The 19,046-nt window shown below is 66.5% G+C and carries 14 protein-coding genes and 2 pseudogenes; 8 read left to right on the top strand and 8 right to left on the bottom strand.

The genetic code is table 11. The features are described 5' to 3' along the window. Positions 1-2: 2 nt before the first annotated feature. From OM960_RS06290 to OM960_RS06280, 3 genes and pseudogenes are all read left to right on the top strand, one after another. Complete coding sequence (locus OM960_RS06290) at positions 3-2,360, top strand: TRAP transporter large permease (RefSeq protein ID WP_264771395.1); 2,358 nt, start codon at positions 3-5, stop codon at positions 2,358-2,360. A gap of 132 nt (positions 2,361-2,492) precedes the next feature. Continuing rightward, positions 2,493-4,259, top strand: coding sequence for an EF-hand domain-containing protein (locus OM960_RS06285; protein WP_264771394.1), 1,767 nt, complete (start codon positions 2,493-2,495; stop codon positions 4,257-4,259). 416 nt (positions 4,260-4,675) lie between these two features. After that, a pseudogene (locus OM960_RS06280) lies at positions 4,676-5,336 on the top strand (transposase); the annotation flags it as partial. Positions 5,337-5,633: 297 nt separating this feature from the next. On the opposite strand, the gene OM960_RS06275 reads toward OM960_RS06280, so the two are convergent. Further along, positions 5,634-6,377 (bottom strand): SDR family NAD(P)-dependent oxidoreductase, encoded by a 744-nt coding sequence (locus OM960_RS06275; RefSeq protein WP_264771475.1) that lies wholly within the window; start codon positions 6,375-6,377, stop codon positions 5,634-5,636. A gap of 285 nt (positions 6,378-6,662) precedes the next feature. Between OM960_RS06275 and OM960_RS06270 the strand changes: the two genes are divergently transcribed. Continuing rightward, a complete protein-coding gene (locus OM960_RS06270) occupies positions 6,663-7,262 on the top strand; it encodes an outer membrane protein (RefSeq protein WP_264771393.1) in 600 nt (199 codons plus the stop codon). A gap of 36 nt (positions 7,263-7,298) precedes the next feature. Here the strand turns inward: OM960_RS06270 and OM960_RS06265 are convergent. Continuing rightward, positions 7,299-8,018, bottom strand: a pseudogene (locus OM960_RS06265) (TPM domain-containing protein); the annotation flags it as partial. Between the two features lie 432 nt (positions 8,019-8,450). On the opposite strand from OM960_RS06265, the gene OM960_RS06260 reads away from it, so the two are divergent. The 4 genes from OM960_RS06260 to OM960_RS06245 all read left to right on the top strand — a co-directional run bounded on the left by OM960_RS06260 (position 8,451) and on the right by OM960_RS06245 (position 13,083). Then, positions 8,451-9,071 (top strand): DUF6778 family protein, encoded by a 621-nt coding sequence (locus tag OM960_RS06260; protein ID WP_264771391.1) that lies wholly within the window; start codon positions 8,451-8,453, stop codon positions 9,069-9,071. A 222-nt stretch (positions 9,072-9,293) separates the two neighbouring features. Further along, the gene (cysS, locus tag OM960_RS06255; RefSeq protein WP_264771390.1) at positions 9,294-10,697 is read left to right on the top strand and encodes a cysteine--tRNA ligase; all 1,404 of its coding nucleotides are present in this window, start codon (positions 9,294-9,296) and stop codon (positions 10,695-10,697) included. After that, complete coding sequence (gene cimA / locus OM960_RS06250; RefSeq protein WP_264771389.1) at positions 10,694-12,316, top strand: citramalate synthase; 1,623 nt, start codon at positions 10,694-10,696, stop codon at positions 12,314-12,316. The genes cysS and cimA overlap by 4 nt, the downstream gene beginning before the upstream one ends. After that, positions 12,313-13,083 (top strand): squalene/phytoene synthase family protein, encoded by a 771-nt coding sequence (locus OM960_RS06245; RefSeq protein ID WP_264771388.1) that lies wholly within the window; start codon positions 12,313-12,315, stop codon positions 13,081-13,083. The genes cimA and OM960_RS06245 overlap by 4 nt, the downstream gene beginning before the upstream one ends. Positions 13,084-13,143: 60 nt before the next feature. On the opposite strand, the gene OM960_RS06240 is transcribed toward OM960_RS06245, so the two are convergent. The 6 genes from OM960_RS06240 to OM960_RS06215 all read right to left on the bottom strand — a co-directional run bounded on the left by OM960_RS06240 (position 13,144) and on the right by OM960_RS06215 (position 18,953). Next, positions 13,144-14,364 carry an MFS transporter gene (locus OM960_RS06240; protein ID WP_263333003.1) on the bottom strand — a complete coding sequence of 407 codons (1,221 nt, stop codon included), beginning with the start codon at positions 14,362-14,364 and terminating at the stop codon, positions 13,144-13,146. A 55-nt stretch (positions 14,365-14,419) separates the two neighbouring features. Beyond that, positions 14,420-15,037, bottom strand: coding sequence for a TetR/AcrR family transcriptional regulator (locus OM960_RS06235; RefSeq protein WP_263333001.1), 618 nt, complete (start codon positions 15,035-15,037; stop codon positions 14,420-14,422). Beyond that, complete coding sequence (gene ppk2 / locus OM960_RS06230) at positions 15,030-15,962, bottom strand: polyphosphate kinase 2 (RefSeq protein WP_264771387.1); 933 nt, start codon at positions 15,960-15,962, stop codon at positions 15,030-15,032. The genes OM960_RS06235 and ppk2 overlap by 8 nt, the downstream gene beginning before the upstream one ends. 28 nt (positions 15,963-15,990) lie before the next feature. Next, positions 15,991-16,908 carry a homoserine O-acetyltransferase MetA gene (metA, locus tag OM960_RS06225; protein WP_263332998.1) on the bottom strand — a complete coding sequence of 306 codons (918 nt, stop codon included), beginning with the start codon at positions 16,906-16,908 and terminating at the stop codon, positions 15,991-15,993. A 36-nt stretch (positions 16,909-16,944) separates the two neighbouring features. After that, positions 16,945-17,808: an ATPase gene (locus OM960_RS06220; protein ID WP_264771386.1), complete on the bottom strand. Its 864-nt coding sequence runs from the start codon at positions 17,806-17,808 to the stop codon at positions 16,945-16,947. Between the two features lie 161 nt (positions 17,809-17,969). After that, positions 17,970-18,953 carry an outer membrane protein transport protein gene (locus OM960_RS06215; RefSeq protein ID WP_264771385.1) on the bottom strand — a complete coding sequence of 328 codons (984 nt, stop codon included), beginning with the start codon at positions 18,951-18,953 and terminating at the stop codon, positions 17,970-17,972. Between the last annotated feature and the right edge of the window lie 93 nt (positions 18,954-19,046).

Genomic DNA, 19,046 nt, shown 5'->3' with positions numbered 1-19,046 from the left:
CCATGTTTCTCGGATTTGACGGGGTCGAGATCGGCCTGATCATCGTGTTCCTGTGCCTCTTCGCCGGGATCCTCTCGGGCTTCCCGGTGGCCTTCGCGCTCGGCGGGGCGGGGATCATCGCCTTCGGCATCCTCGCGGCGCTCGACAGTTCGGGGCTTCTCGTTCACGAATTCGTCGACCGCGGATCGGACGGCTACCGCGCGCTTCTGGCGCAGGGCGTGCCCGAGATCGAGATATCCAAGTTTTCCCATCCCGGCCTGCCACGGGCGACAGAGCCCCTGTTCGTCGGCGGCTGGGAACTGGCGATGGATCGCAACGTCGCCTTCATCGTCAACCGCATGAACGAGCGTGTCTTCGCAGGCCAGTCGATCGAGACGCTGCTCGCCGTCCTCATGTTCGTGATGATGGGGATCACGCTCGAACGCTCGAAGATCGCCAACGAGCTCCTGACCACGATGGCTCGGGTCTTCGGGCCCCTGCCGGGCGGTCTGGCGGTCTCGGTGGTCGTCGTCGGCGCCTTCCTCGCCGCCTCGACCGGGATCGTCGGCGCGACCGTGGTCACGATGGGCCTCCTGTCGCTGCCGACGATGCTGCGCAACAAGTATTCGCCGGAACTGGCGACCGGCGTAATCGCCGCCTCGGGGACGCTCGGCCAGATCATCCCGCCCTCGATCGTGATTGTGCTTCTCGGCACGCTCGCCGGCGATCTCTACGCCGCGGGGCAGGAACTTCGCGCCCGCGCTGAGGGCTGTTCGGACGCTCTGACCTATCTCGGCGAGGCGGCGGTGCTGTCGGTCGGCACGCTCTTTCAGGCGGCACTTCTGCCCGGGATACTGCTCGCCGTGCTCTACGGGCTCTATGCCTTCGGCTATGCGCTTCTCAATCCCGAAAAGGCGCCGCCGGTGTCGCTGGAGCCTGTGGGGGGCGAGATCGTCACCCGCTCCGATGCGCTGCGCTGGTTCGTTCTGGCGCCCGCGGCGCTGATCGGCGGCGTGCTCCTTGCCGGGCAGGTCGGGCTTGTGGGAAACCAGAGCCTCACGGTGGACAGCTTCACCGACGTCGGCCAGGCGGCGTCGCTGCGCACCAATGTCTCCGAACAGTGCAAGGCGGGCATGATCGAGCTTCACGGCCAGGAGAAGTGGGACGCCGCCGTGGCTCAGCAGACCGAGATCGACGCCGCCGGCGGCGTGTCGCAGAGCCACCGCCGCTCTGCCGAGGAACTGCAGACCGCCCTCGCCGCCAAGATCGACGGTGCCGCGCCGATCGGCACCGGGGTGGCGGCGCTCTTCGTGCTGCTCGGTCTGATCCTGGCCATTGCCCGCGGCGTCTCGCCCACGGCCGATCCGAGGCCGCTCCTCGTCGGGGCGGGAGGGATCGTGCTCGGCCTTCTTGCCGACATCATGCTCATTCCGGTGACGATGGGACCGGGGCCGACCTTCCTGATCCTCGCGATTCCGTTCGCAATCACGCTCTATGGCTGCGCGGCGGCGGCGCGGAGCATGGCGCACAACGATCTCATCCGCGTGGTCTTCCCGCCGCTCGTTCTGATCGTCGCGGTTCTGGGCTCGATCCTCGGCGGCATCACCAATCCGACGCCCGCGGCGGCGCTTGGCGCGGGCGGGGCGCTTCTCCTCGCGGCCTACCGCAAGCTCCATGACCAGCAAAAGAGCGGCGCGATCATCCTTGGTGCTGCCTTCTCGGTCATCATCATGATCCTGATCGGCATCAACTTCGACCTGCGGATCAACCGCGCGGTGGTGCCGACGGCCGATCTCATCGCCTTCTACGCCGCGCGCTCGACCTACTTCTTTGCGCTCTTCGGCATCCTCTACGCTTGCTGGGTGCTGCTGCGCACCTCGGTCTTGGGCCCGGTGGTGCGCGAGACGGCGAAGGTGACCTCGATGGTCTTCACGATCCTGATCGGCTCGCAGATCCTAAACCTCGTGCTGATCTCCTTCGGCGGCGAGCACTACATCCAGTCGTTCCTGCGCTCGTTCGAACAGGAATGGACCGCGTTCCTGATCGTGATGCTCGTGCTCTTCGTCCTTGGCTTCGTGCTCGACTTTCTCGAGATCATCTACATCGTCGTGCCGATCGTCGGTCCGGTGATCTACGGCGGCACCTACGATCCGAGTTGGGTCACGATCATGATCACGGTGAACCTGCAGACCTCGTTCCTGACCCCGCCCTTCGGCTTCGCGCTGTTCTACCTGCGCGGGGTGGCGCCGGCGAGTGTCACGACCGGCATGATCTATCGCGGCATCGTGCCCTTCGTGCTGATCCAGGTCGTCGGACTCGCCATCCTCTGGGCGTTCCCGGGGATCGTCACGATCGTGCCGGACCTCCTGCCCAACAACTGAGGCGCTGGACGCAGAGCCGCCCCGCCTGCTGACGGGGCGGCTATTTGCTTGACACGCCAACGTTGAGGTGAATGATCATTCAGTATCTTTAAAAGTGTATTGGGGGCTGATGTGATTTCCCGACGCCTGCGCATGGCTCTGATCCTGATTACCGCCAGTGCCGGGTCGCCCGCGCTTTCGCAGATCAAGAGCGGTGACGACACCGCACCGTTGATCGTGGCACCGGAAGCGCCAGAGCTTGACCGGCGGCAGGTGGAACTTGTCCGTTACCTCCTGTCAATGATCCGCGAGTCCGACACCGCCGCCATCCTGCGCGCGCGCGTGTTCGAGGCCTTCTACATCGCCGATGTCGATGGCGAGCCGGGCATCACGGCGGATGACACAGCGATCTTCGCAGCGCGCGAAAGGGCCGAGCGCCGCGCCCGTCTCGGCGCGGCCATGCTCGGCGACGACATAGATGGCGACGGCGCGGTCACACTGGACGAGCTTCGGATCGCCGGGCGGCTCGCGGGGATGCGCGATGGCATCGGCGCCGGACGGCCCGCCGCGCCTGTCCAGTCCGCTGCCCAGGTGGAGATGCTCGCCGAGGCCTACGCCCTCAAGCGGCTCATCGAAAATGATTTCGACCATGACGGACGGCTCACGATCGCGGATGCGGATATCCAGATCGCCGCCGAACCGCGACCCGAGCGCTCGAACTTCTCGCCGCCGCCCGATGCGTTCGACGCGAATGCTGACGGCAGGATCACCGAACGCGAAATGCAGACGGAATTCGATCGCTGGATCGCCTGGCTCGATGCCGACGGCAACGGCGTGATCTCGGGCGAGGAACTCCGCGAACGCGAAACCGTCGCCCGGAGATCCGAAGCGCTCATCAACCGGAGAACAGGATCGGACGCGAACCGCTGCGTCCTGCCGCAGATCCCGCCGGCAGACGACGTCGTCGTGATCCACGGCAAGACCGGGAGCGGCTTTGTCGACCTCACCTATGGCGGCCCGTTCGACCAGCCGGTTTTCATGGGGGAAGTGGTCGTCCCGGCCGGCGATCGGCCGCTCTGGATCATCGCGTCGTTCGGCCAGCGGATGCTTCTCAGGCTCGACGGTGCCACCGACCGGGTCGCCGGGCTGATCTCGATCGCGGCCACCACCGGGATGACCGGCCATCCGAAGCAGGCGCTGGCCGTGGAAACCCGATGCCATGTCGGGTTTCTTGGCATCCGGACGGTGGAGCCGGGGCAGACCGGGTCCGAGGCGCTTACGGCGAGTTTTGTCCGCGCGCTTCGCCGTGACGATGTGGCGGTGTTCGAGATAGACACGATCGGGCGGTTCGATCTGGCCACGGGGCGCAACGATCCGACGATCCGCCTGGCCGGCGATGACACGCCGGAGGCGACGGGCGACGCCCGCTTCACGCGTGAGGCGCTGTTCCTCTTCAGCCCGGGCGGGTTTCACGATCTTGACCCCGGAGCCGTTGCGGTTCCCGGCCGGGTGCGGGCCGCTGACCGGCCGCTGCTTCCGCTCGAGGCCGGGCTCCTGCAGCTCATCGACCTTGGTCTTGTCGAGCCGATCGCCACGCCGCGCAGCGGGCTTGTCCGGCGTGTTCCGCCCGGAGCGAAACCGCCCGCAAGAACGGCGCAGGATCGTGCCACGGGCTCTCCCCTGATCGGCGGGCTCCTTTATCACCAGACCGGGGACGGCGGCTGGATCGGGCGCGAGCCGCTGTCCTACTATGCCCCCGTGCAGCCGCGTATTCCTCCTGGCCTGGACGGGACGCGGGGAATCCGGCTGATCGTGGCGAAGGCGACGGACAAGACGCTTCTGGACTCGACTGCGCCCGGGTGCCGCGCACCAGGTCTTTTCGACTCCGGCCCTCCGTCCGACGACGCGTGCCTGCGCTGAACCTTGCGTTCCGCCCGTGGCGGCACGCTTCCGGCCGTGGGCTGCCGGAAGGAGGGAGAAGGAGCCCGACCCGATCAGCAGGAGCGGCGAGCAGCTGACGTCACGCCGGAAACCGTCCGGGGACTGGATGGCGGCTCAACGTGGTGCGGGGTGGCGCCGATTCCTCTGGTCCTTCGGTGGTCCAGGGCCGGTGGTTCCGGCATAACCGCATACAGCGGGAACCGGCCGTACTCCGCTGACCGATTGTGCTAGATGGGAGCGCGCCAGAATCGAACGCCGCCGAACAGCCGACGAAATCACTTGGAGACCAAGCCGATCGCGCTACACGGCCCCGATGGCTCTGTCGCACATATTCCCTGAGGGATTCATCTCGTGGTACCAGCGCGGTAGCTGGACCACATGAGCAGTCCCACAACCGCACTCTCGGCGCCGAGGATCTGATCACGGCCCCGGCCCATGTGGTGATCAGGGCCGCCGTTGAGTTGCGCGACAAAACCAGCCGACCGAGTGAACTCTGGCAGACAGACTTCACGTACCTGAAGGTGATCGGCTGGGGCTGGTTCTATCTCAGCACCATCCTCGATGATTGCAGCCGCCTCGTCGTCGCCTGGCGGCTCTGTACGACGATGAAGGCCCAGGATGTCACCGACACGCTGGAGCTGGCGTTGGACGTTTCGGGCTGCAATGCCGCGACCGTCGTTCAGAAGCCGAGGCTGCTCAGCGATATTGGCTCATCCTTTGTCGCGACCGATCCGGCCGATTGTCTTGAGGGTAAGGGCATGGATCATGTCCGTGGCGCACCGCATCACCCGCGAACCAGGGCAGGATCGAACGCTGGCTTCAGACGATGAAGAACCGTGCTCTGCTGGAAAACTACTACCTGCCGGCGACCTCGAGCGACAGATCGGTGCCTTCGTCGATCACTACAACAACCATCGCCACCACGAGAGCCTGGCCAACCTGACACCCGCCGTCGTCTATCTCGGACGCGGCGCCCAGATCCTGAAACTGAGAGAGGAGATCAAGCGAGAGACCATCCGCCAGCGGCGCTTGCAGCATCAGACGGCCTCCGCCTAAACTGAAACCACTAACGAGCCAGAGCCTCCGCTACGCGATCGACAGGATTCTCCGGAAAACTCTGACGAAGGACGCGACCTCGCCTTCCGCAGTCGCTCCGTGCAATTGGACGACCTGCTCTGCCAGGTCAACGCCGATGATCGAGACCTCCGTCATAGCCAATTCCTCCTGATCCCGTCTGGATCAAACTGGCACAGGCGCCGTCTGGAGGGACTATCCAACCCATCATCAATGCCCACCACATGCGTGGACCCTTGATTTCCAGACAAGTCTGCGGCGCCCGGGTGCAGCCCGGCATCAGCGCATTCTGAGTGCGCCATCGAGCCGTATCACCTCGCCGTTCATGTAACCGCATTCGACGATGAAGCTTGCCAGGGCGGCAAATTCCGCCGGCTCGCCAAGGCGCTTGGGGAAGGTCACCTCTGCCGCGAGGCCCGCCTGTACATCTTCAGGCAGGCCCCGCATCATCGGGGTGGCGAAGATGCCCGGCGCAATGGCGCAGACGCGAATTCCGGAGGCAGCGAGATCCCGTGCGATCGGGAGGGTCATGCCGGCAATACCCGCCTTCGAAGCCGCGTAGGCGGCCTGACCCTTCTGACCGTCGAATGCCGCGATCGACGCGGTGTTGACGATCACCCCGCGCTCCGGGCCTTCGTTCGCGGCCATCTTTGCCGCCGCCAGCCGGATCATGTTGAACGTGCCGACGAGGTTGATGTCGATCGTGCGGCGGAAGCTTGAAAGGGCGTGCGCCCCCGCACGGCCGAGCGTCTTTTCGCCAATGACGATGCCCGCGCAGTTCACGAGCACGTCGATCCTGCCCATCGCCGCCATTGCCGCCTCGATGCCGGCGGTAGCCGATGCCTCGTCCGTGACGTCTGTCTGAACGAAATGCGCGCCGATCCGGGTGGCAAACTCGGCTCCCGAGGTTTCGCGATCAAGAACAGTCACGCGCGCGCCCCGCGCGCGGAACGCCTCGGCGGTGGCGGCGCCGAGCCCCGAGGCCCCGCCGGTCACCAGCGCGCAGCATTGGTCGAGTTGCATACGGATCCTCCAATTAACTGAACGTATGTTCATAAAATAGATGGCGCGCGCGCGGCTGTCCAGCGGGTCTGAAAATGTTTGAAAACTTGGGTGTTCGGCCAATTTCCGCCGATTTCTGTGAGAATTCTGCAACGCGGATACTACCGGCAGGGTCCGGCTCTTGGCGTGAAGCGCTCGCGGTCTATCTTTAGGAGACCGGCGACAGGCTCCGCAGGGCGACATGATATGGTCGGCCTTCGGGTGTCCGGCGTCACGGACGTGATTAGAGGGAAATTGGAGACAGAAATGAGCAATGTAATCAAGGCCGCATTCGTCGGCGCGGTTATCGCCGGTGGGCTTGCGATGCCGGCCCTCGCCGGTGGTCTGGCGGAGCCGGTCGTGGAAGCGCCGATCGCGCCGGTTGCCCCGGTCGTTGTCGGCACGGACTGGACCGGCTTCTACGTCGGCGGCGATCTTGGCTATGGCGACGTGTCGACGACCGGCGAAGACGGCGACGGCCTCATGTACGGCCTTCGTGGCGGCTATGACTACGACTTCGGCAACTGGGTCCTCGGTGGTCGCCTCGACTACGACTGGAGCGACATCAACCTCGCCAACAATGCCGGCAGCGTCGACTCGGTCTGGCGCCTTGGCGCGCGCGCGGGCGCCGACCTCGGCCGCACCCTGATCTACGGTATCGGCGGCTACACCGAGGCCGACGCGACCGTCGGCGGCACCAGCTACTCGGACGACGGCTGGTTCCTTGGTATCGGCGCGGACTACCTGATCACCGATCGTTGGACCGTCGGTGCCGAGATCCTGACGCATCAGTACGACAACTTCGGCGGCACCGGTACGGATGTCGACGCGACCACCGCGTCGGTCACCGCCGGCTTCCGCTTCTGATACGGCTGCGGGGGGCGGATAGCCCCCCGCCACTTCCTACCAGCGGCCGCTCGCCCCTCCGCCGGATGAGCGACCTCCACCGAATCCGTCGCCACCGCCTTTGGCGCGACGCTTGCGTCTTGGCGCGATACGGTAGGCACGCTCTTCTCTGAAATCGCAACTGCGGCATCGCGTGATCAGCCGCCCGGCGCCGGGCCGATCGGTCGTCGGTTCTGCAAGGACCGACCGGTGGCGCCGCAATCCCCTCGCGCCGCAGCGCGGGCAGCGGCGCAGTCCCGCATACGCCCCGGCAATCCTGTGGCGAAATCCAATGACGGCCGCGACGGCGGCGACGAAGGCCACGGCGAGCCAGCCTGCGTTCCGGCCAAACATGCCACGCCCGGTGTCCGGCAACGCCTCGGGGAGCATGCGTTCGGCATGACGGCGGGCGATCCGGTTCATTGTCTCGCGCACGCCGGCGGCGACACCCTCCGCGTAGCGCCCGTCACGGAAGGCAGGAACCATCCAGCGGCTGACGATGTCCTGCGCCGTGACGTCGTAACCCTGATGGTATCCCGCACCCAGTTCGATCCGCATCTCGCGGTCGGCCGTCACGACGAGGAAGAGGATCCCGTCGTTGCGTTCGGCAGCGCCGACTCCCCAGGCGTTGAAGAGCCCGGTCGCGAATGCCTCGAGCGAGGGTGCGGGATCGTAATCCGCGCGAGAGCGGATCGTCAGCACGGTCATCTCTACCCCGGTTTCGGTCCGAAGCGTGCCTAGATCGCGTTGCCAGTCCGCAATCGTCGAGGCGTCGATGATGCCGGCGTGATCGGTGACGAACGGGTCGTCGAAAGCCGGGTAAGGCTCCGCAGCGGACGGCAGCCCGAGGCAAAGCCAGAGGAGCCCCGTCAGGGCGGCGCGGAATGGCGGCATCTGCATCTCCCCGACGCGAAACGTCGTCGGGTGCATCATTGCAGTCCCCGGCTGCCGATCAAGCCTCGAAGACGGGACAGCGCTCAATCGTCCCGCGCTCGAAGCGTGACGTAACGGCAAGTGTTGCCTCGTTTCATCGCTTCCGGATCGACAGCGCCAATTTCTGGCGATTGCTACCGTTCGGCCGACAATTCACCCAATGTTGCCACAAATCGCGGCAAGTAAGACGCAAACCGATGGGCGATTCGTTCGCCCGGACCATTTGAGGAGTACATCATGAGTTTCATGCGGCATCTTCCGGCGGTTGCCGTCGCCCTTTGCGCGTTCGCGCTTGCAGGCTGCGGCTCGACCTTCCGGACCAATTATTCCGAGCCCGTCCCGGCGGCGACCGCCGCGACATGGCGGCTCGCCGATGTCGCAGTGTCGGTTCCCGACAGCCTCAAGGTCTCCGAGGCCAAGACGCTGTTTCCCAATGCCGACATCGTCTGGCGCGAGGATCCGGCCGGTGACCGGCATGCGCAGGTCGCGAAGATCGTCGGAGACGCGGCGCGCGCCGGCGGCGCCGGTCTCAAGGGCTCGCGTCCGGTGCGGCTCGAGATCACGGTTTCCCGGTTCCACGCCCTGACTTTCGAGGCCGAGACCCAGCTTTCGACCGCGGGTGTTCACAACATCGACTTCACGATCCAGGCCGTCGACGCGGCAAGCGGCGAGGTCCTTGCCGGACCCGAGGCCGTGGAAGCGGCGCTGCCGGCGCTGTCCGGCCAAGAAATGGCCGCGGCGCGGGCCCGCGGCGAAACCCAGAAGAGCCAGATCTCGGCGCATCTGCGGCGCGTCTTCGCCGGCTGGCTCGGCATCGGCCCCGACCCGCGCGGCAGTTTCAACCGCCTCGGCGGCTGACCCCATGCATTCACTCCGGGGCCGGTCATCCGGCCCCGGACTGCTCTCTACGAAGGCTTGGCCTGCGACAGAAGATCGGTTATGACAAGACCATGAAACCGAACAGCAACATCTGCATTATCTGCATTACCGGCTGACATCGTCAGGCGGGCTGTTCTTCTGTTTTCATCGAACCGATAGACTGCTAAGCCCGCCGCCGGGATGCGTGCGCGAGGACAAGGCATGACGACGATCCGTCTCACCAATACGAAGGCCCGCAGGAAAGAGGTCTTCGAGCCCATCGACCCGACCAAAGTGCGGATGTATGTCTGCGGGCCCACGGTCTATGACCGCGCCCATATCGGCAACGCCCGGCCAGTGATCGTCTTCGACGTGCTCTACCGGCTTTTGCGCCACGTCTACGGGGCCGACCATGTCACCTATGTCCGCAACTTCACCGACGTCGACGACAAGATCAACGCGCGCGCGGCCGAGATGAAGGCGGCGGGCGACACGCGCCCGCTCGAGGCGATCATCCGCGCGCTCACCGACGAGACCATCGGCTGGTACCACGCCGACATGGACGCGCTCGGCGCGCTGAGGCCGGACCGCGAGCCGCGTGCGACCGAGTGGATCGGCGCGATGATCGCGATGATCGAGGACCTGATCGGCAAGGGCCATGCCTATGCCAAGGAGGGCCATGTGCTCTTCCGGGTGCGGTCCTATGAAGGCTACGGCCAGCTCTCGGGCCGGTCGGTCGACGACATGATCGCGGGCGCCCGCGTCGAGGTTGCGCCGTTCAAGGAAGACCCGATGGACTTCGTGCTCTGGAAGCCGTCGAGCGACGAACTGCCGGGCTGGGACAGCACCTGGGGCCGGGGCCGCCCCGGCTGGCACATTGAGTGCTCGGCGATGAGCCGGGAGCTTCTGGGCGAGTCCTTCGACATCCACGGCGGCGGAATCGACCTCCAGTTCCCGCACCACGAGAACGAGATCGCCCAGTCGATGTGCGCCCATCCGAAGGGCGGTTTCGCGAAGGTCTGGATGCACAACGAGATGCTGCAGGTCGAGGGCAAGAAGATGTCGAAATCGCTCGGCAACTTCTTCACGGTGCGGGATCTTCTCGATCAGGGCCATCCCGGCGAGGTGATCCGCTTCGTCTATCTCGGCACGCATTACGCCAAGCCGATGGACTGGACCGAGGAGAAGGCGCGCCAGGCCGAGGCGACGCTCAGGAAGTGGCGTGGTCTCGTCGCGGGCATCGAGCCCGCGCCGAGCCCCGCGCCCTCCGTCATCGCCGCGCTCGCCGATGACCTCAACACGGCGGGCGCGATTGCCGAGCTTCATGCGCTCGCCGGGGCTGGCGACACGGCGGGGTTGAAGGCGTCTGCGGCGCTGCTTGGTCTCCTCGATGAGACGATGGGGGGCTGGGCCGAGGTTCGGGGGGCCAATGCCGATGCGGCTGCGCTGATCGACGAACTGCTCGCGGCGCGTGCCAATGCCCGGAAGGCGAAGGATTTCGCGCGCGCCGACGCGCTTCGCGACGGGTTTGCGGCGGCGGGTGTGATCGTCAAGGACACGCCGCAGGGGGCCGAATGGGAGCTCGCGCCGGACTTCGACCCTGCAAAGCTAGAGGCGCTCAGATGACCCGCGAACGCCTCTACCTCTACGACACCACGCTCCGCGATGGCCAGCAGACCCAGGGCGTGCAGTTCTCGGTGCCCGAGAAGGTGCAGATCGCGGCGGCGCTCGACGCGATGGGCATCGACCATATCGAGGGCGGCTGGCCCGGCGCGAACCCGACCGACAGCGAGTTCTTCGAGAACCGGCCCGCGACCCGCGCCACCTTCACCGCCTTCGGCATGACCAAGCGGGCAGGGCGGTCGGCCGCGAATGACGATGTCCTCGCCGCGGTTCTGAACGCCGGCACGCCCGCCGTCTGCCTCGTCGGCAAGACCCATGATTTCCACGTCACGACCGCGCTCGGGGTGACGCTGGAGGAAAACCTCGACAGCATCGGCGCCTCGATCGCGCATTGCGTCGCGCAAGGCCGCGAAACGCTCTTCGACGCCGAGCATTTCTTCGACGGCTTCAAGGCCAATCCCGGTTACGCGCTCGATTGCCTGAGGGCGGCCCACGAGGCCGGCGCCCGCTGGATCGTGCTCTGCGACACCAATGGCGGCACGCTGCCGGCCGAGGTCGGCCGCATCACCGCCGAGGGCATCGCCGCCGGCATCCCCGGCGAGCGGCTCGGCATCCACACCCATAACGACACCGAGAACGCGGTCGCGGCCAGCCTTGCCGCGGTCGATGCCGGGGCGCGGCAGATCCAGGGCACGCTGAACGGTCTCGGCGAGCGCTGCGGCAATGCCAATCTCACCGCGCTGATCCCGACACTGCTCCTGAAGGAGCCCTACGCCAGCCGCTACGAGACCGGCGTCACGCGCGATGCGCTGAAGAACCTCACCCGCGCGAGCCGGATGCTCGACGATATCCTGAACCGGGTGCCCTTGCGCAGCGCCGCCTATGTCGGCGCCTCGGCCTTCGCCCACAAGGCGGGGCTCCACGCCTCGGCGATTCTCAAGGACCCCGCGACCTACGAGCACATCGATCCCGCGCTCGTCGGCAACGAACGCGTGATCCCGATGTCGAACCAGGCCGGCCAGTCGAACCTGCGCGCGCGCCTCGCCGCCGCCGGGATCGAGGTCGCGCCGAAGGATCCCGCCCTTGCGCGCATCCTCGAGGTGATCAAGGCGCGCGAGGACCAGGGCTATGCCTATGACGGCGCGCAGGCCTCCTTCGAGCTCCTCGCCCGGCGCGAACTCGGGCTCCTGCCGGACTATTTCGAGGTCAAGCGCTACCGCGTGACCGTGGAGCGGCGGAAGAACAAGCGCGACCGGATGGTGACGCTCTCGGAGGCGGTCGTTGTCGTGAAGATCGGCGGCGAGAAGATGCTCTCGGTCTCGGAATCGATGGACGAGACCGGTGCCGATCGCGGGCCGGTGAACGCGCTTTCGAAGGCGCTCGCCAAGGATCTCGGGCCCTATCAGGCGCATATCGACGACATGAAGCTCGTCGACTTCAAGGTCCGGATCACTCAAGGCGGGACCGAGGCGGTCACCCGCGTCATCATTGACAGCGAGGATGGCGCCGGGCACCGCTGGTCGACGGTGGGCGTCAGCCCCAACATCGTCGATGCGAGCTTCGAGGCGCTTCTCGACGCCATCACCTGGAAGCTCGTGCGCGACGGGGCGGTCGCGGCGTGAGCCTCATGGCCTGTGCCCAGTTGGTAGAGGCGGGCGACCCCGACCGCTTCGCCGCGACCATGGCCGCGCCGGTGGCGGTGCGGGACCGGCTCTGGCCGCTCTACGCCGTGAACCTTGAGATCGCCCGGGCACCCTGGGCCGCCTCCGAGCCGATGGTTGCCGAGATGCGGCTGCAGTGGTGGATCGACACGATCGGCGAACTGGCTGAGGGCGCGGACCGGCGCGGCCACCCGGTGACCGAGGCGCTGGCGCCGCTCCTCGCCACCGATCCCGGGATCGGAATCCTCCTGCAAAGCCTCGCCGAGGCGCGGCGCTGGGACTTCTGGCGCGAGCCCTTCGAGGATCGCGCCGCCTTCGATACCTATCTCGACGCGACCGCCGGCAACCTGATGTGGGCCGCCGCCCGCGTTCTCGGCGCGACACCGGCCTCCGAAACGGCGATCCGCGACTTCGCCTGGGGGGCGGGGCTTGCGGCCTACTTCCGAGCCGCACCCGAACTCGAGGCAAGGGGCCGCATCCCGTTCGTCGACGGTCGGCCCACGACCCTTGCCACACTCGCCTCAGAGGGGCGCGTGCGCATCGCGCGCGCCCGCAAGACCGGCATCCCCCGCGCCGCGCGTCCCGCGCTCTGGCCGGGCGCATACGCCGCGCGGCTCCTCGCGCTTGCGGAACGCGAACCGCAGCGCATCGCCGCCGGTACCCTCGCGCTGTCGGTATTTTCCCGCAACTGGGCACTCCTCGCCTGTGCCCTTACCGGCAGGTACTGACCGTTTCCCCTTCTTCTTTTCCAAAGTATCCCGGGGGTCCGGGGGCAGCGCCCCCGGCGCTCAACTCCCCGTCGGCCGCATCACCAGCCAGATCAGCGACGCCCCGGCCAGGACAAGGAACGGCAGCATCGCGAGATTGACCGCCTGCCAGCCGGCGACAGTGCCGGAACCGCTGCAATTCAACAGCGTGCCCGAGGAGAGCGAAGCGAGGGTCACGCCACCGAAGACGAAGAGGTCATTGATCCCCTGGATCCGGCCGCGTTCCTCGGGCGCGATGGCCGAGGTGAGGAGCGTCGTCGCCCCGATGAAACCGAAGTTCCAGCCGAAACCCAGCAGGATGAGCGCCGCGAAGAACTGCTCGAGCGCCACGCCCGACATCGCCACCGCCCCGGCTCCGGCGAGGATCGCGAGGCCGAGCCCGATGATGCGCGACGTGCCGAACCGTGCGATCAGGTGGCCGGTGAAGAACGAGGGCACGAACATCGCCAGCACATGGGCCGTGACGATGTCGGCGGCCGTACCCTTGTCATATCCGCAGCCGACCACCGCGAGCGGTGTCGAGGTCATCACCAGATTCATCAGCGCGTAGCTCACCGTGGCGCAGATGATCGCCACCCGGATCGTCGGATCGCGCAGCAACGCTGCTCGGCTGCGCCCGGAGATCGTGCCGTCCCGGCGCTGCGGAACCGGTGGGATGTCGAGGAAGAGAAACAGCCCGGCGCCCGCGAGATTCACGGCGATCGCCGCGAGATAGGTGCCGAGGAACGCCACCGGCATCGCGTCCGCCGTGACCTTGACGAGTTGCGGGCCGATCAGCGCCGAGGCGAGCCCGCCCGCCATCACCCAGGAGATCGCCTTGGGCCGGAACGAGTCCGGCCCGGTATCGGCGGCGGCGAAGCGGTAGAAGCCCTGGGCCGACATGTAGATCCCGGTCAGGAGCGCGCCGAGGACGAAGACCGGGAACGAGCCCCAGAAAAGCCCGAGCGCCCCCACCGCCGCCCCCGAAGCGCCGCCCGCCGTGCCGAGCCAGAACCCCACCCGGCGCCCGAACCGGGCCATCAGTGCCGACATCGGCGTCGCGGTCAGCATCGAGCCGAGCACGATCATCGAGATCGGCAGCGTCGCCCAGCAGGGATTGGGCGCGAGCATCTGTCCGGCCAGGCCGCCCACGGTGAAGATCATCGGCATCTGCGCGCCGAGGATTGCCTGCGCGAGGATCAGCACCACGACGTTGCGGCGTGCGCGGTGCGAATAGTCGGGAAGGGGGGCGGTGACGTCCATGCGCTTGCCTAGTCGGGCGCGCGGGGCGCGCGCAAGCGCCAAAACATCGCAGGCCTCATTCGTCGGGCGGCACCAGTCCGAGGCCGCGCAGGTAGATGCCGATCCCGGTCTCGAGCAGCTCCTCGGGCGGGAAGGGCGCGCGGGCGCCCGGCGCGCCGCGGGTGTAGAGCTCGACGACGCCGTGGCTCATCGCCCAGATATGGGCCGAGAACATCGAGGCGGGCGGGCGCTTGTCGGCCGGGATATGCTGCGACAAGGCCTCGGCGGCACGGGAAAACACCAGCCGCGCGCGCTCGGCCGCCCGCGCGAGGTCGGGATTGGCGTTGAGCGAGATGCCGCTTTCGAACATCGCCATGTAATGACCGGGGAATTTGCGCGCGAAGGCGAGATAGGCGCGCCCCGTCGCCTCGAAGGCGGAGAGCGCGGTTGGCCGGCCCTGGTTGTAGGCGTGATCCATCAGGTCGGCGAAGATCTCGAACCCCTGGCGGGCGCATTCGGCGATGAGGTCGTCGCGGCCCGCGAAGTGGCGGTAGACCGCGGCCGGGGTCACGCCCGCCGACTTCGCCGCGTCCGAGAGCGTGAAGCCCTGCGGCCCCTGCTTCTCGATCAGCGTCAATGCCGCCTCGACCAACGCCCGCCGGAGGTCGCCGTGGTGGTAGCCCTGCTTAGCCATCGAGGATGCCGGGCCCGCCACAGATCTTCGTATCGACCTTGCCGATCGCCTTGCGGTCGCGCCCGGCATAGTCGAGCTGGTTCAGCACGGTCTGAATCGCCGCGATCCGCGCCCGCGCCTTGTCGTCGGCGCGAATGACGGTCCAGGGCGCGTGTTTGGTATGGGAGCGGTCGAGCGTCTCGCGGATCGCCGCGGTATAGGCGTCCCACTTCTTCAGGCCCTCGACGTCGATCCACGAAAGCTTCCACTGCTTCAGCGGGTCCTTTTCGCGCTTGAGGAAGCGCCGGAGCTGCTCGGCCCTGCCGACATTGAGCCAGAGCTTCACGAGCACGATCCCCTCGTCCACCAGCATCTGCTCGTACTCCGGCAGTTGCCGGAAGAAGAGTTTGCGGCTCTCCGGCGTGCAGAAGCCGAAGACATGCTCCACGACGCCACGGTTGTACCAGGATCGGTCGAAGAGCGCGATCTCGCCTGCCGCCGGCAACCGGTCTACATAGCGCTGGAAATACCACTGGCTCGCCTCGCGCTCGGTCGGCTTCGGCAGCGCGACGATATAGGCCGAGCGCGGGTTGAGGTTCTCGCGCATCCGCTCGATCGTGCCGCCCTTGCCGGCTGCGTCGCGCCCCTCGAAGAGGACGCAGAGCCGCTTGCCGGTGTTGCGCAAGTCGTGGAGCATCTTCACGAGCTCCACCTGCAGCGCCTCCATCTGCCGGGCATAATCCTTGCCCTTCATCTCGCGGTCGTAGGGATAGGTGCCCGACAGGATGTCGTCCTTGTCACCGGTGCGGATCGCCTCGCGGACCTCGACCGGCGCCTCGGTCTCGAGGTACCGGGTGATGTCGCCGACGAAGGGGATCGCCTGTGCCGTTTCGTGCGTCTTCTTGCCCAACCTGGCCTCCTCTTCTCCGGCTTCCAGTATCGCCATTGCCGCAGCCTTCGCAACGGCGGCCAGATCAGGCGCCGATTGCAGCGAGGTCGAACGGCGTCGACTGGTAGATCTCGTTGATCCAGTTGCCGTAGAGGAGATGCGCGTGACTGCGCCAGCGGTTCAGGGGCTGCCGGGCCGGGTTATCGTCCGGGTAGTAGTTCATCGGCACGTTGATCGGCGTGCCGTTGGCCACGTCGCGGTCGTACTCCTCCTTCAGCGTGCCGGAGTCGTATTCGAAGTGGTTGAAGATGTAGAGCGCGCGGTGGCAAACGTCCTCGATCAGGCAGGGCCCGACCTCGTCGCTGCCAAGAAGCGTCTTCAGACCTTCGGCCCGGTCGACCTCGTCCTGGCGCATCTCGGTCCAGCGGCTGACCGGGATCACGAAATCGTCGGAGAAGCCGCGAAGATAGGGCGAGGCCGGGGCGCGGTTCTGGTGGCGGAAGCAGCCGAAGGCCTTGTGGTCGAGGATGTGCTTCTTCACGCCGTGGAAATGGTATGCCATCGCCATCCCGCCCCAGCAGACGCCGAAGGTGGAATGGACGTGGGTCTGGGTCCAGTCGAAGACCTCGCGGAGCTCGTCCCAGTAGGTGACCTCCTCGAACGGCAGATGCTCGATCGGCGCGCCGGTGATGATCAACCCGTCGAACTTCTCGTTCCTGACCGCTTCGAAGGGGCGGTAGAAGGCCTCCATGTGCTCGGCGGCGGTGTTCTTCGTCTGGTGCTCGCTCATGCGAATGAGCTGGAAGTCGATCTGCAAGGGCGTCGCGCCGATCAGCCGGGCGAACTGGTTCTCGGTCTGGATCTTCTTCGGCATGAGGTTCAGGAGCCCGATCCTGATCGGCCTTATGTCCTGATGCGCGGCGCGGTCGGGCGTCATCACCATGACGCCTTCCTTCGAGAGAACCTCAAAGGCGGGGAGCGTCGCGGGCAGGGTGATGGGCATCCGTAAATCTCCTGTGGAACGGCCGAGATAGTCGGTTCAGCCGCGCGCCTCAAGGGCGCGGGCGACGAGGGACTCGAAATCGGCGGGGGTGCGGACCGTGGCCACCTCCTCGGCGGTGACGCTCACGCCCCAGTTCTTCGCCATCGCCGCGTAGATCGGCTGGCGATGGGCGAGCGCGCGGGCATAGGTCCAGCGCACGAAGGCATCGGGGTCGACCTTGTCCTCGGCGACGCCGGTCTCGGCCAGGTAATCGGACCAGGCGGCGCGAAGGAAATCGGGCTGGTAGTACATCGGCTTCGGGGCGCGGTCGAAGCGGCGGATCAGCTCTTCGGTATGCGCCTCCGAGCCCTTGATCCAGACCATGAGTGCGGCCCCGGAGAGCGCGGTGAGCACCGGATCGGAGCGGTCGTCGGGGTCCACCACCTCGCAGATCGAGCCGCCGGAATCGCAGACGAAGTGGCAATAACCGTAAAGCTCCCGCGCGCGGTCGATGAAATGGGGGGTGTCGAGCAGCGCCGAAATCTCGGCCCGGCGATGCTGGTCCTGGCGGCGCATGTATTCGGCGAAGGGCAGGCCGCCTTTGGCCGCGTCGCCCGGCTTGCCGAGATAGGTCGAGAGTGGCGACAGGTTGTTGAAGGTGATGTTCGAGGTGATGTGGACGCTGTCCGTCATCAAGAGCTCGCGCAGGAGCGGCACGCGCATCGCCTCGCGCTTGAAGTTGTCGGCGATGTGCTCGCCCATGTAGCGGGTGCCGATCCGGTAGTCGACGGAGTAGTGGAACCAGTCGCCGCTATCTCTGAGCAGGTTCGAGACATGGGTCTTGCCCAGCCCCGACATGCCGAAAAGCAACACGCGCTTGCGGTCCGCTGCGCGCCAGTCCTGTGCCGTCTCGTAGATCATCGCCGCCTTCCTGCTCGTGTCGTCCCCGCTCCTAACTGCATGCGGCGGGATTTTCACGAAAAATCTGCATCCCCGGCGGAGTGGGCGCTACATTGCAGGCGTGAATGAAAACGGCCCCGCCGGGTGGAGGCGGGGCCGTCAATCAGGCGCAAGCGCCGGTTTCAGAAGCTGTAGCCGATGCGCAGACCGGCGCCGATGCCTTCGTTGCCGGTGAAGTTCCCGTTGACGCCGCGGGTGGTGGCGTCGCCGATGTCGACGTAGCGAAGGCCGCCCGTGACCTTGATGTTGCCACGGGTATAGGTCGCCGCGACCCCGATGCTGCGGTAGCCGTCGGTCGGCCCGAGGTTGCCGGTCGGCGAGCCGGTGGAAGGCTCGTAGCCGAGCGTGACGGCGCCCGACCAGGTCTCGTTGAACCGCCGGCCGAGGCCGAGCGTGTAGGAGACCGTGTCGTCGTCGATATTGGCGATCGAGCCGCCGACGACTGCGTTGAACGCGGGCGGCGTGATATCGAACACCGACCATTCGACCCACCGGACCGAGCCGAAGAGAAGCGTGTCTTTCGCGATGCCGGTCTGGAACTCGAGGTTCACCGATTGCGGAATCTCGGTCGCGAACTCGGTCGGCACCGGCGAAAAGTTTTCGTTCGCCGAGAGCGTATGGGTCATCGCCGAATTGTAGGTCAGCGCGACGCGGGCCGCGATCTCGGGCTTCTCCCAGGCCACGCCGAGGACATAGCCCCACTGGCGGTCGCCGTCGGCCGTCATCGTGTAGGAGAAGAGCGGGATCCCCACCACGCCGTCGACGGTCTCGGTCCGCACGCCGCCAAGGACCGAGAAGTTCTGCGGCAGCTTGTAGCGAATGAGGCCCGTGAACGCGAGCGAGTCGACATCGGCCGTCGATCCCGCGAACGGATAGGGCGCGGCGCTGATCGGATAACTCACGTTCACACCGACCGGCTGGTCGATGATGAGCGCGAGATCGACCTTGTCGTTCAGCGCGTGCTTGTAGCCGAACGAGAAGGTGCCGTAGCCCGTGGTCATGTCGCCGCTCGACAGCGCGCCGCCGGCGACGGTGCCGCTGACATCGGGATTGATGCCGCCGATCGAGAACTCGGCGTAATTGCCCTGCTCAAAGAGAATTGCCACTGATTGCGGGGAGCGTTCGAGTCCCCCCGCCACAGCTGACGTTGCACCCATGGCAAAGGCGCCCGCCGCCATTATCACACGTCCCATCGATCC

Source organism: Defluviimonas salinarum, assembly GCF_026013545.1.
GTDB lineage: Bacteria > Pseudomonadota > Alphaproteobacteria > Rhodobacterales > Rhodobacteraceae > Albidovulum > Albidovulum salinarum.
The sequence above is the reverse complement of the archived record's forward strand: the minus strand, read 5'-3'. Positions and strand labels throughout refer to the sequence as shown.

Coding starts and splice junctions, on each gene's coding strand:
- OM960_RS06290 (WP_264771395.1), top strand. CDS start 3: ATGTTTCTCGGATTTGACGGGGTCGAGATCGGCCTGATCATCGTGTTC.
- cysS (WP_264771390.1), top strand. CDS start 9,294: ATGACGACGATCCGTCTCACCAATACGAAGGCCCGCAGGAAAGAGGTC.
- OM960_RS06220 (WP_264771386.1), bottom strand. CDS start 17,808: ATGATCTACGAGACGGCACAGGACTGGCGCGCAGCGGACCGCAAGCGC.
- OM960_RS06285 (WP_264771394.1), top strand. CDS start 2,493: ATGGCTCTGATCCTGATTACCGCCAGTGCCGGGTCGCCCGCGCTTTCG.
- OM960_RS06275 (WP_264771475.1), bottom strand. CDS start 6,377: ATGCAACTCGACCAATGCTGCGCGCTGGTGACCGGCGGGGCCTCGGGG.
- OM960_RS06270 (WP_264771393.1), top strand. CDS start 6,663: ATGAGCAATGTAATCAAGGCCGCATTCGTCGGCGCGGTTATCGCCGGT.
- metA (WP_263332998.1), bottom strand. CDS start 16,908: ATGCCCATCACCCTGCCCGCGACGCTCCCCGCCTTTGAGGTTCTCTCG.
- OM960_RS06240 (WP_263333003.1), bottom strand. CDS start 14,364: ATGGACGTCACCGCCCCCCTTCCCGACTATTCGCACCGCGCACGCCGC.
- cimA (WP_264771389.1), top strand. CDS start 10,694: ATGACCCGCGAACGCCTCTACCTCTACGACACCACGCTCCGCGATGGC.
- OM960_RS06235 (WP_263333001.1), bottom strand. CDS start 15,037: ATGGCTAAGCAGGGCTACCACCACGGCGACCTCCGGCGGGCGTTGGTC.
- ppk2 (WP_264771387.1), bottom strand. CDS start 15,962: ATGGCGATACTGGAAGCCGGAGAAGAGGAGGCCAGGTTGGGCAAGAAG.
- OM960_RS06260 (WP_264771391.1), top strand. CDS start 8,451: ATGAGTTTCATGCGGCATCTTCCGGCGGTTGCCGTCGCCCTTTGCGCG.